At 52.4% G+C, this 11,196-nt stretch carries 10 protein-coding genes and 1 pseudogene; 5 read left to right on the top strand and 6 right to left on the bottom strand.

Annotation, left to right across the window (positions count from 1 at the left end; translation table 11 throughout):
• Window positions 1-226: 226 nt before the first annotated feature.
• The gene (locus tag OCT58_RS09100) at window positions 227-1,111 is read left to right on the top strand and encodes a LysR family transcriptional regulator (RefSeq protein ID WP_267202546.1); all 885 of its coding nucleotides are present in this window, start codon (window positions 227-229) and stop codon (window positions 1,109-1,111) included.
• Here the strand turns inward: OCT58_RS09100 and OCT58_RS09105 are convergent.
• Together OCT58_RS09105 and OCT58_RS10480 are read right to left on the bottom strand one after the other, a co-directional pair.
• Window positions 1,091-1,963 (bottom strand): NAD(P)H-dependent flavin oxidoreductase, encoded by an 873-nt coding sequence (locus OCT58_RS09105; protein WP_267202547.1) that lies wholly within the window; start codon window positions 1,961-1,963, stop codon window positions 1,091-1,093. The two genes, OCT58_RS09100 and OCT58_RS09105, sit on opposite strands and share 21 nt — an antisense overlap.
• Window positions 1,964-1,979: 16 nt before the next feature.
• Window positions 1,980-2,063, bottom strand: a pseudogene (locus OCT58_RS10480) (hypothetical protein); the annotation flags it as partial.
• Between the two features lie 168 nt (window positions 2,064-2,231).
• On the opposite strand from OCT58_RS10480, the gene OCT58_RS09110 reads away from it, so the two are divergent.
• On the top strand, window positions 2,232-2,978 hold the full coding sequence (locus OCT58_RS09110) for an alpha/beta hydrolase (RefSeq protein ID WP_267202548.1): 747 nt from the start codon (window positions 2,232-2,234) through the stop codon (window positions 2,976-2,978).
• A gap of 195 nt (window positions 2,979-3,173) precedes the next feature.
• On the opposite strand, the gene OCT58_RS09115 is transcribed toward OCT58_RS09110, so the two are convergent.
• Window positions 3,174-3,863, bottom strand: coding sequence for an aspartate/glutamate racemase family protein (locus OCT58_RS09115; protein ID WP_267202549.1), 690 nt, complete (start codon window positions 3,861-3,863; stop codon window positions 3,174-3,176).
• 23 nt (window positions 3,864-3,886) lie between these two features.
• A complete protein-coding gene (locus tag OCT58_RS09120; protein WP_267202550.1) occupies window positions 3,887-4,879 on the bottom strand; it encodes an asparaginase in 993 nt (330 codons plus the stop codon).
• Window positions 4,880-5,280: 401 nt separating this feature from the next.
• On the opposite strand from OCT58_RS09120, the gene OCT58_RS09125 reads away from it, so the two are divergent.
• The gene (locus OCT58_RS09125; RefSeq protein ID WP_267202551.1) at window positions 5,281-6,702 is read left to right on the top strand and encodes a Na+/H+ antiporter NhaC family protein; all 1,422 of its coding nucleotides are present in this window, start codon (window positions 5,281-5,283) and stop codon (window positions 6,700-6,702) included.
• Between the two features lie 143 nt (window positions 6,703-6,845).
• Entirely contained in the window at window positions 6,846-7,709 is an 864-nt protein-coding gene (locus OCT58_RS09130; protein ID WP_267202552.1) for an Rpn family recombination-promoting nuclease/putative transposase, read from the top strand.
• 53 nt (window positions 7,710-7,762) lie between these two features.
• Here the strand turns inward: OCT58_RS09130 and OCT58_RS09135 are convergent, their stop codons facing one another.
• Complete coding sequence (locus tag OCT58_RS09135; protein WP_267202553.1) at window positions 7,763-9,163, bottom strand: glycoside hydrolase family 32 protein; 1,401 nt, start codon at window positions 9,161-9,163, stop codon at window positions 7,763-7,765.
• Window positions 9,164-9,266: 103 nt separating this feature from the next.
• Window positions 9,267-10,112 (bottom strand): helix-turn-helix domain-containing protein, encoded by an 846-nt coding sequence (locus OCT58_RS09140; protein WP_267202554.1) that lies wholly within the window; start codon window positions 10,110-10,112, stop codon window positions 9,267-9,269.
• A gap of 97 nt (window positions 10,113-10,209) precedes the next feature.
• On the opposite strand from OCT58_RS09140, the gene OCT58_RS09145 reads away from it, so the two are divergent.
• The gene (locus OCT58_RS09145; protein WP_267202555.1) at window positions 10,210-10,836 is read left to right on the top strand and encodes a sugar O-acetyltransferase; all 627 of its coding nucleotides are present in this window, start codon (window positions 10,210-10,212) and stop codon (window positions 10,834-10,836) included.
• Window positions 10,837-11,196: the final 360 nt, after the last annotated feature.

Genomic DNA, 11,196 nt, shown 5'->3' on the forward strand with positions numbered 1-11,196 from the left:
GGAGAATTTAACCTATACCAGTTGACCAAAGCCAATGATAATTAGAGGTTATCATGCGGTGACCAGAAAACAAGTTGTATAGTAGCAAAATCCGAAAGGATATATTTATAGAATACGAGGAGATGTTTGGATGTCTCCCAAATGAACTTCGCCAAAAGAAGAGTCGGTAAACTAAATAATTGGAATTTTGATGGTTTAAGATGTTAAGAAGAGGAGGCAAACCGACGTGACCTATGAACAACTATCGTATTTTCTGACACTGGCAGACTCACCCAGCATCGCCGCGGCCGCTAAAAAGCTGCACATCAGTGTTCCAGGCTTGAGCAAGGCCGTTTCACAAATGGAGCGGGAGATGAGCCTGACGCTGTTTAACCGGAGCCGAATAGGGACATCGTTATCTTATACCGGCCGCCAGCTGCTGCCAGCGGCGCGCACGGCCTACTCCGCCATGCTGGAGCTGGACCGGCAGACCGAGGAACTGGTGAAGTCAAACCGCCGGCGCCTGCGACTCGGTGTTGCCAACACGATGACCAAGCAGCTGATGGAACAGATGGCCAGGTTGGAGGAGCAGTACCGCCTAACGATTGCGATCATGCCGACCAAACAGATCGTTGATGATCTCCGCGCGGGAGAACTGGACCTGGGGCTGATCATCATCGACCGGGCGCACCAGGATCAGTTGAGCGGATTGAATTTTCAATCGTTGGGGACGACCCGTTCCAAACTGATCTTTAGCCCAGACAACCAGTTGAATACGCTCGAAAGGCCGGGCAAGGAGGATATCGCCCGGCAATCATTCGTCCTTTTCAATGACTCCTTGGAAACCGATCTCTTCCGTTCGCTGGAAAAGAAAACAGGACCACTCCATCTGATGCTTAAGACGAGTGATCCTTCGACGATTTTTAGTTTGGTTCAAAACGAGAATGCCGTGACGATGGCGCTGGAATGGCACGCCCAAAATTCCGTTTTTGCGGGCCTGAGCGATTTGCCAACGCTAGATTTGTCCCCCTGGGTCGATAACTGCTTTGCGGTCGGTTGGCTCTACCGGCAAGGGGCGGACATGCAGGAGATCCTGAAGTCAATGAAGCAGCTAGGCGACATCGTGGGTTAGATCGTCAATGATTTCCTTAACGGGCCGGATTGCGTGGATGTTGCTGATCCCGTTGCCCAAGGTGGCGAGGCCGTTTTTCATGTCACCGTTCACGAGGGCGTTGCGGACGGCGCCCCGCATCAGCTTGCCGATCTCCTCGTTAGCAGCGCCCTGGCGGCTCATCTGCTGGAGCTTGAGCGCGAGGGTTGTTGGAATGGACCGGTAGTATGGCGATGGGGCTCCGCGGAAGAGGATCAGGCTGTCGGCGTTGTTGCTGACGATGAAGTTCTTGATGGTCTTGTTGGCCGGACATTCGTCGCTGGCAATGAAGACCGTCCCGCAGTAAACACCCTCGGCGCCCAGGGCAAAGACCGCATTAACGGTGCGCCGGTCCGCGATGCCGCCATCGGCCAGGACGGGGATGTCAACGGCGTCAACGACCTGCGGGATCAGTTCCAGGGTGCTGATGGACTTGTACGGCAGGTCGCCACCGTGGTCAAAACCGGTGACGACGACCATGTCCGCGCCCATTGCGGCGGCCGTCTCGAACTGCTCGACGGACGGATTATTCAGAGCCCGGTAGACCAAAATCAGGCCATTGTCCTTAATCTTGGCGAAGAGTTCGGGGATCAGGCGGTCGCCGACGTAGGCGATGGCCTTGACGCCTTCTTCAATGGCCAGATCCACCATCGGCGCGGTGAATTGGTCCGTTTGGGGATCGCCGGGCAGGACGCACAGCCCAAACGGCCGGTCGGTCAGGGCCTTTGTCTGCTCGATCTCGTCTTTCATCCGGGAAACGGCCTCGGCCGATGACTTGACATTGGTAGTCTGTCCGGCGTTGGGCGCCAAGAAGCCGAAGCCCCCCGGCCGCATTGACGGCAGCGACCAGTTTGGCGTCGGTAATCCAGTCCATTGGTGCCTGGATGATTGGCTTGTCGCTTCCTAAAATTTCAGTTACACGATTCTTGGTCATGATGATTTCCCCCTTCGTTGTCCTTATTAACAGCTTAGCAGGAAAGAGACGGGAGAAAAATTGAGGGTTGGCTAAGGGAACTTAACGTCAGGTTAATGCCCGCTAGCTTGCCCGAGCCGGACAAGGTAAAATGGAAGCAGCAGTGATAAGCAGAAAGGATGAATTAGAATGGAGACAACGATTCAACGTGACGGCCTGACGCTCCGTGGTGTGCTGGAGGGCACCGATAAGCTGAAGAATGACCGGGTAGCGATCCTGATGCACGGTTTTCAAGGGAACCGCGGCTATCAACCCGGCAAGTTATTGTACGACCTGTCCGCTAAACTGAACCAGGCGGGAATTCCGACGCTGCGTTTTGACTTCGCCGGCTGCGGCGAGAGTGACGGCGACTTTGCCCAGATGACGGTGCTGGGTGAAATCCTGGACGGGATGGCCATCATCGATTTTGCCCGGACCAAGATTGGGGCCCGGCAGATCTACCTGGTTGGTCACTCCCAGGGTGGGGTCGTGGCCTCGATGCTGGCGGGCTACTACCGCGACCTGATCGACAAGCTGGTGCTGCTGGCCCCGGCGGCGACGCTCAAGGATGACGCCCTCTACGGCCGTTGCCAGGGCAGTACCTATGATCCGAGCCACATTCCGCTGGCGGTCGAGGTCAACGGTCAGGAGGTCAGTGGCCAGTATTTCCGGACCGCCCAACTGTTGCCGATTTACGAGACGGCCCAGCACTTTGGCAACCCGACGCTGATCATTCATGGCCTAGACGACCAGGTGGTGTCACCAGAGGCCGCCCGCAAGTACAACGTGATTATTCCCAACACTGAGCTGCACCTCCTGGAAGGCGAGGATCACCTCTTGGAGGGCCCAAAACTGGCGGAGACGCTACAGACCGTGAGCGAATTTTTGCAAAAATAAAGGGAGTGGGACAGAACTCGCTTGCGAGTTCGTCTTCTCACCCCCGCGAGGCTGGCTAGGCGTTCCGGGCGTTGATTTATCAACGTTCGGAATCCAGCCAGCTACCGCGCTGTAGCATTTATAGCTATATAACAGTAAAGAGGCTGGATTATTTTGGTGGATTATTTTCTAGCCTCATTCTTTATTTTTAAATCACTAATCCGTTTCGATCATCCGAACCAGTTTTTGAATGTGGATTTCCATGGCGTCTAGGGCCTCCACCGGCAGCTGGAGGTCATTGAAAGCCAGGGGCAGTTCGGTGCAGCCGAGGATTATCCCGTCGACCTTATCTTCATTCACCATCCGGTCGACGATCTGCTTGAGGTGTTCCTGAGTCTCTTCCTTGACGATCCCCTTTTCCAGTTCGTTTTCGATTTTCGCACCAATGTAGGATTGTTCGGCCTGATGGGGAGTGATGATTGCGATTTCGCTGCCCACAAAGGCATCCTGGACAAAGTGCTGGGCCATGGTCGGTGCCGTTCCCAGCAGGGCCAGTCGTTTGAACCCATGGGTTTGGGCATATTCAAGCAGGGCGGCCGGAATTGAAACCATTGGCAGGTTAACCTGCGCCTGGAGCTGATCGAAAACGACGTGCGACGTGATTCCCGTTAAAGCAGCAAATTCCGCGCCACCAGCTTGAAGATTGTTGACGCCGTGGGCCAGGTAGTCAATCAATTGATCAAATTCGTGGTTGCCACTAAAATGCAGCACCTGGTAGACGCTGAGAGATTCGATGCTCAGCGGGAGCAAGGCACCAGTATCTTGGTAAACCTGGCGGCAGATTTCCCGATAGTAGATGATCGTTGATTCAGGACCGGTGCCGCCGATGAGACCTAATTTGCGCATAAGAAAGTCCTCCTGTCGCTTTATTAATTCAAAGTTACTTCGCCGGCTATGTCGGTCTCGAAGAATTTCGTGATTGCCGCGACGTCCATCCCCTGGCCGAGACCCCACATCAGCTTGGTGATGGCGCTCTCGGAAGTCATGTCGTGGGCGCTGATCGCTCCTTCGACCAGTGCCTGGCGGCCGACCTCGTACTTGGTCAGGTCGCTGCGCTCATACAGGCACTGGCTGGTCGCCACGACCGGGATCCCGCGCCGGATCAGCTGGCCGACCGCGGCGGCGATGTTGCGGCGAATGTAGGTCATCCCGCCGAGCCCGTACGCCTCGATCACAATCCCGTGACAGTCGTGTTTGGCCATCGCCTGCAGAAAGCGGGGATCGAAGCCGGGGAAGAGCTTGACCAGGAAAACGTTGGTGTCAATCTGGGTGTTGAGAACGCATTCCTGTTGGTGGTGCGGCCGACGGTTCATAATGGTAAAACCGTCGGAGGTCACGGCGGCCACCGGTGGCACGTTGACACTCTCGAAGGCGTTGAAGGCGGTCGTCCGCACTTTGACGCTCCGGCAGCCGCGCATGATCTTGCGGTTGAAGGCCAGGTAGATGTCCGGTGACAGCTGGGCGGCCGCGGCGAAGGCCAGCTGGAGATTGTCGGGGGCGTCGCTTAAGATGACGTTGATCGGGACCTGGCTCCCGGTGAAGATTACCGGGACGTTGATGTTTTGCAGCATGAAGGTCATCATCGACGCCGTGTAGGCCATCGTGTCGGTGCCGTGAGAGACGACGATTCCGTCGAAGTCGTTGCGGTAGCGGTAGATGGCCTCCGCAATCGTCTTCCATTCCTCGGGCTGGATGTTGGACGAGTCCAGCTGGAGGATGTCCTTGACAGTGACGTCGTAGGGGACGCTCCCCAGCATCTGCAGCAGCTGCTCGCCGGTTTCGCCGGGGACCAGGCCCTCGTCAGAGACGACCGAGGCGATGGTGCCGCCGGTGGATAGTAACAATAGTTTTTTCTGTGCCATGATCTGAACGCTCCCGTTTTTGTTTCAAATTTTAGTGGCTGGTCCCGGTAAAAACAAGCAATTTCAGATTAAAGTGCTATGAGAGGTTGACAAATTAAAATGAGAATGCTTTAATAATGTCAACAAATCACGAAGGGAACGAATTACAATGAAGTCATTAAACACGGCGAAGTATTATAACAACGATGCTTATTCAGCGTAATGTCTGTGCCGTTTCGGCGCGGGCAGGAGCGCTCGCACCGAAGCAGCGTTGTGTTTAATGCATCCCTGCTAGGTGAGTCCAATCTAGCAGGGATGGTCTCCTTAATTACTATTTTGCAAAAGGTCACCAACTAGATTGCCGAGCGGCTCGTCAGTCTGGTTGGTGTTTTTTTGGTTAAACTAAGGGGAAATGATTAATAATGAGTCTATTTAAGAAATCGGCAAACCGGTCCGAACCGGTCTTTAGCTTTGGTGAGAGTCTCGCTGTCCTGGTAGTCATTCTGTGTATCCTGGGCTACCTGATTATTGTTCGCAAGCAGGAGCCGCAAGCGCCGCTGTTCATCGCCTTCACCTTCCTGGCCATCTACGGCCGGCTGCGGGGCTTTTCCTGGGACACGGTCATGGATGGGATGCGCAGCGGACTGCGGGCCGGGGTTAATCCCCTGGTGATCTTCCTATCGATCGGGGTCCTGATCGCTACCTGGATCTTCTCCGGGACGATTCCAACGATCATGTACTTTGGTTTTAAGATCATCTCGGTCAAGTTCTTCCTGCCGACGGTCTTCATTGTTTGTACCCTGGTTGGGGTCGCCTGCGGGAGCTCCTTTACCACCGTCTCAACGATGGGGATTGCCTTCATCGGGATCGGGGCAACGCTGAAGATCAACCCGGGCCTGACCGCTGGGGTGATCGTTTCCGGGGCTTTCTGCGGTTCCAACATTTCGCCGCTGTCCGGGACCACCAACCTGGCCGCCAGCGTCGGCAAGATCAGCATTTACGAACACATCAAGGCGTTGATGATCACCGACATTCCGGCCTGGGCAATCTGCGTGGTGCTCTACACCATGCTGGGCCTGAACTCCAATAAGGTCAGCCTGACCGCTGTTCACCAAATGATGCACGGCCTGGTCAACGGTTTCTGGATCTCCGGTTGGGCAATGCTGCCGGTGGTTCTGCTGATCGTCCTGGCGATCCTGCAGGTCCCGGCCATTCCATCGTTGGGCCTCGGCTCACTCTTTGCCGCCGCCCTTGGTTGGATCCACGCGCCAGCCACCAGCATCAGCACGATTACCAAGACAATCATGATGGGCTACGTTTCCCACACCGGCGACAAGACCATTGACACCCTGCTGTCCAAGGGTGGGATCGCCAGCATGCTGACGTCCTTGGCCCTGATCATTTTCGCCCTGGCGCTCGGGGGACTTTTGATCAAGTTCAACATTATCGGTGCGATCATCGACCACCTGTCCAAGTCAATCATGACGCCGGGCCGGCTGACCACCGCCGTTGCCGTGACCTGCATCGGGGTCAACGTTCTGGTCGGGGAACACTACCTTGCCATTATTCTGCCGGGTCAATCCTTCCTGAAGTCCTTTGACCAGCTGGGCTTGAAGCGCAAGTACCTCACCCGGATCCTGAACGATGCCGGGGCGGCCGTCAACGCGATCATCCCGTGGTCGGTTTCCGGGGTCTTCATCGCTGGTGCCCTGCAGATTGACCCGCTCAAGTTTATCCCGTGGGCCTTCTTCCCGTTCCTGGTAACGATCCTCGCCATCATCACCGGGGCCTTCCTGAAGCCAACCGAAAAGCCAGCGGCGCGTGCCGAAGCCGCTGCGGCCTAGTTAACCGATTCGTTCCCAATTAATGAATAAATCCGCGCTACAAAATTAGTGCGGATTTTTTTGCGTCATGAAGAAATTTGAAAATAAAACTGCGGTTTTTTCCCGTATTTATTAATTAGAGCAATAAATACGAGGTGAACGAAATGAACAACGAAATTAGCATTCAGGATGACTTTGTCTTCGGCAGCGTGATGAGCAACAAGAAGCTCTGTCAGCAATTGATCCAGCTGATCCTGCCGGAATTGAAGATTGATCGGATTGAGTTTCCGACGGTCCAAAAGACAATCCAGGAGACCCAGTTCAACCACGGTGTCCGCTTTGATGTTTACACCAAGGACCAGGACGGCGTTGTCTACGAGATCGACATGCAGGTTCGGCACACGCGTGGCCTGCCGCAGCGGGTGCGCTATTACCAGGGAAGAATCGACAGTGAAATGCTGAAGCATGGTCAAAGGTACGCGGCATTGCGACGGTCCTTTGTGATCTTCATCTGTCCCTTTGACCCCTTTGGCCAGGGACTGCATCGGTATGACTTTTTAAGCTACTGTAAGCAGGAAAAGTCACTTGAGTTGGGCGACGGTCGCACGGCAATTTTCCTGAATACTAAGGGCACCAAAGATGATGTCAGCAAAGACTTGCGCAACTTCCTCGATTACGTGGATAATAAGGATGTAGTAAATGACGAGTACGTCGATGAGTTGAAGGATTACATCCATAATTTAAGCAAAAACACGGAATGGAGGAATGACTACATGGATAACAAGACCCACATGATGTTCCACGATGAAGACGTCCGTGAAGAAGGGAAACAAGCAGGAATTGCTTTAGGCAAAAAAGAGGGCCTGGCTCTTGGAGAGAAAAAAGAAATTGCTGCCGGAAAAATGGAGACGATTCGTGGCACAATCTCTCTACTGCGTGAAGCTGGTCTACCGGAAGAACAGCTGAAAGCCAAGGTACAGAGTCAATTTGACCTGACCGATCAACAAATGCAGGAGCTATTTAAATAACAACAAGCCCCGGGCAACGCAAGAAAGCACGTCGCCCGGGGGTTTAATGTTATTTATTTAAGCTGAAAGGCTTGAACATGGAGTTGGCATTCCCTTTCGGCGGCCAGGGCGAGTTCAACCAGACCCTTGGCATAGTAGCGCTCAGTGAAGGTGGTTGTGCCGGCGTTAACGAAGATTTCCACCGAGCTAGTGTCGACGAAGATCCGAATGTCGTCGAGCTCCGTGACCGTGGCGTAGCGGTGCGGATCATTGCCGCGGCGGGTCAGGGTAAGCTGGCCCTGCTCGTAGGCGAGGCTGACCAGGGCGCCATCCTGGTCGCTCAGGATCCAGGAAAAGTCGTGGGGCGTTTCTGCAAACTTGAGTGCTAATTCCGTGTGCTGCGGGTCGCTGACTGTCAGCACCTGCTGACCCGTTACTCGCACTTCATCATCAATGTCGGTCTGATGGCGCAGGGCGGCCAGTTCGCGGGCCGGCTGGGCGTGGAGGACGCCGTCAACCACCGAAATTTCCCGCGGCAGGGTCAGGGAGCAGGCCCACCCATCCGTGTGTTCCTGGGGCGTTTCGTCAAAGGGGCTCATCCAGCCAAACTGAAGCTGGCGGCCATCCGGGGTCGTGAAACTCTGGGTGGCGTAGAAGTTGTGCCCGTGATCGAGTTCCGCCGGCTGGCTTCCGGTGAAGCGCTGGGTCTGGTAGTCAAGCTTGCCGATCCGGTAACAGACCTGGGAGGTGTTCAAGAACCGCTTGCCCTGGGGCTTAATGCCCATCGGCGAGTAAACCAGGACGTCCTGACCATTGACGGAGAAAAGGTCGGGACATTCCCACATCCAACCCTCGGTGTCCTTGCCCTGGGACTCGATGATCGGGCCGCAGGATTCCCAGTGGAAGAGGTCGGTCGATTTGTAAAAGAGGATCCGGCCGAGCTCATCGCCCTGATGCTGGCTGCCGAGCACCAGGTAGTAGCTGCCATCGTGCTCCCAGACTTTCGGATCGCGGAAGTGCTGGGTGTTGTCGGCCGGGGCTTCGATGATCGGGTTGTGTTCGTACTTGGTGAAATGAACGCCATCGTCGCTGTAGGCCAAGTTCTGGTTTTCCCAGAAGTGGTCGAGGTCACCGTCGTCGTAATAGTGGTGGCCGGTGTAGAGCAGGTAGAGCCGCCCGTTTTTGATGATCGCCGAGCCGGAGAAGCAGCCGCCGCTGTCCTCGGGATCGCCGGGGACCAGGGCGATCGGCAGCTGCTCCCAGTGGACGAGGTCGCGGCTGCGGACGTGGCCCCAGTGCATCGGCCCCCATTCGGTGGAGTAGGGGTGGAACTGGTAGAAGACGTGGTAGTAGCCCTTGAAGTAGCAGAGGCCGTTCGGGTCGTTCAGCCAGCCACCGGGGGTCGTGATGTGGTAGTGCTGGCGATAACGCTGGTTGGTAACGTGGACGAATTTGCTTGGATCGAGTTTTTGCATGGTTCAACCGCCTTTCTGAAATCGCTTTCACATCAATGATACACATTCAGCCGTCCCTATGTCAAACGATTATCAAATGAAGGGCCATGAATTTTGCTAGAATTTAATGGTCTTTGCGATATTCACGTGCTGTCTCCCGCATCTTTTGCTTGAATGTCTTTGCAAAATAGCTGCTGTCATTAAAGCCGACTTTAAAACTGATTTCGGTAATGGTTAGCTCAGTCGAAGTCAGTAGTTGGCAAGCCTTTTTGATCCTAAAGCTATTGAGATATTCGATTGGCGTTTGCTGAAGATACCGATTGAATAATTTAATAATCTTGCTTTTACTGATGCTGAATTCTTTCACTAGATCGGCCAAGGTTAATCTGTTTTGATAATTACTCTCAATAAAAATGAGAACACGCTTTAACAGTGAAAAGTCAGCGCTTTTTCCCAAAGCGTTTTGGGAGAATTTAGGAAGAAGCTGGTATAAGTCGTTCCAGATGGCAAACAACCTCGCCTGAATTGCCAGCTTCGATTGTGCGGGATCCTTCAGTGTTAGTAAAGACAGCAGGATCTTCTTTTGCAGTGGATTTTGTTCACTTAACTTTAGGAACGGCACCCCATTATTGATAATTGGTTTAACGTATTCTTCCTCAAAGGCTGAATTGATACATAGTAGGGTGGGCTTAAAAACAACGCATAGGAACAAGCAATCTTGATGGTTTGAATTAAAGCCGAAATGCATTTGCTTGGAATTTACAAAGATCCCGTTTCCCTTGGATAGGGTAATGATGGTTCCGTTAACGTTGTAATTCATTTGACCGGCAAAAATATATGTGAATTCAAAATCATCATGCCAATGGTTGATCGCACGAAAATCCGGGTAAGACGATAAATTGGTATATTCAATTAAAACGGGATAGTCGCTAAAACTATAATCGACATTTTCCAATTCATGAAAGTCCATAAACAATTTCCTTATATTTTTAGATATTATTTTAATAGTTTTAACGATTAGCAGCAAATATAATTATGATATCAACTGATTCAAGGGAGCTGTTAAAATGAATAATTCATATCGGCGTGATAATGAGCTGCCCTATATTGCTACTAAGGAGGTCTTGCAGGAGCAGCTAAAGGCAAAGAAAGCATTTCGGGAGTACAACGAAGTAATGCCATTTGACCTTAAAAGGGGGCGAGAACTGATTGCTGAGTCTGGAATCAGACATGGCGCGGAAATATACCTGGAACCGCCTTTTTATTGTGAGTATGGGAATCATATCAAAGTCGGCGATTATTTTTACGCTAATACTGGCTGCATCATCTCTGACGTTGGTGAAGTTGTGATTGGTGATCATGTCTTGTTCGGCCCGCGAGTAAATATTTTAACGGCTGGCCACCCGATTCATCCGGTAAGTAGTAATTCTGGATATGAATATGGAATGCCGATCACGATCGGCAATAACGTTTGGCTAGGCGGGAATGTTACTGTCTGTCCGGGCGTTACCATTGGCAATAACGTGGTAATTGGCGCAGGAAGCGTGGTCACTAAGGATATTCCTGACAATGTGGTCGCCGTAGGTAATCCGTGTCATGTCCTGCGAAAAATAACGGAAGCGGATAAGCCTTATTACTTTAAGAATAGGAAATTCGATGATGAGGCTTGGGAAGCCATCCAGAATAGAAAGTAGTGAAAGCTCATGAAGTATATTCTGGCACTATTGGTTGTTATCCTGATTATTATCTTGCTTTCCGTGTATGATGGTAAACTCAGCAAGTAACGACAATGAATCTCAACTTATTCATGCGTTTACTAGCGGATAGTTTACCTAATGACTAGCTCCTCATAAATATTGAGATAGCTGCAAATTGATGTAACTGCAAAAAGCCTTCAGCTTTGACCTTTGCTGAAGGCTTTTTGTTTGCGGTAAGTCATGTGGTAATAAGTCAAGATAAAATTATCACTGACAAACTTGTTTTGACCAGATTTTTGACGCACTTAAATAAGCCTTGGTACCAAGGTGTTTTAAAAGCTAAGCGTCGAGAATCAA

Source organism: Limosilactobacillus kribbianus (assembly GCF_026413145.1).
Lineage (GTDB): Bacteria > Bacillota > Bacilli > Lactobacillales > Lactobacillaceae > Limosilactobacillus > Limosilactobacillus kribbianus.

Bases quoted from the DNA above. Each gene is read 5' to 3' on its own strand.
- OCT58_RS09130 (WP_267202552.1), top strand. From the start codon at position 6,846: ATGAACAACGAAATTAGCATTCAGGATGACTTTGTCTTCGGCAGCGTG.
- OCT58_RS09115 (WP_267202549.1), bottom strand. From the start codon at position 3,863: ATGCGCAAATTAGGTCTCATCGGCGGCACCGGTCCTGAATCAACGATC.
- OCT58_RS09140 (WP_267202554.1), bottom strand. From the start codon at position 10,112: ATGGACTTTCATGAATTGGAAAATGTCGATTATAGTTTTAGCGACTAT.
- OCT58_RS09145 (WP_267202555.1), top strand. From the start codon at position 10,210: ATGAATAATTCATATCGGCGTGATAATGAGCTGCCCTATATTGCTACT.
- OCT58_RS09110 (WP_267202548.1), top strand. From the start codon at position 2,232: ATGGAGACAACGATTCAACGTGACGGCCTGACGCTCCGTGGTGTGCTG.
- OCT58_RS09120 (WP_267202550.1), bottom strand. From the start codon at position 4,879: ATGGCACAGAAAAAACTATTGTTACTATCCACCGGCGGCACCATCGCC.
- OCT58_RS09125 (WP_267202551.1), top strand. From the start codon at position 5,281: ATGAGTCTATTTAAGAAATCGGCAAACCGGTCCGAACCGGTCTTTAGC.
- OCT58_RS09105 (WP_267202547.1), bottom strand. From the start codon at position 1,963: ATGCGGCCGGGGGGCTTCGGCTTCTTGGCGCCCAACGCCGGACAGACT.
- OCT58_RS09135 (WP_267202553.1), bottom strand. From the start codon at position 9,163: ATGCAAAAACTCGATCCAAGCAAATTCGTCCACGTTACCAACCAGCGT.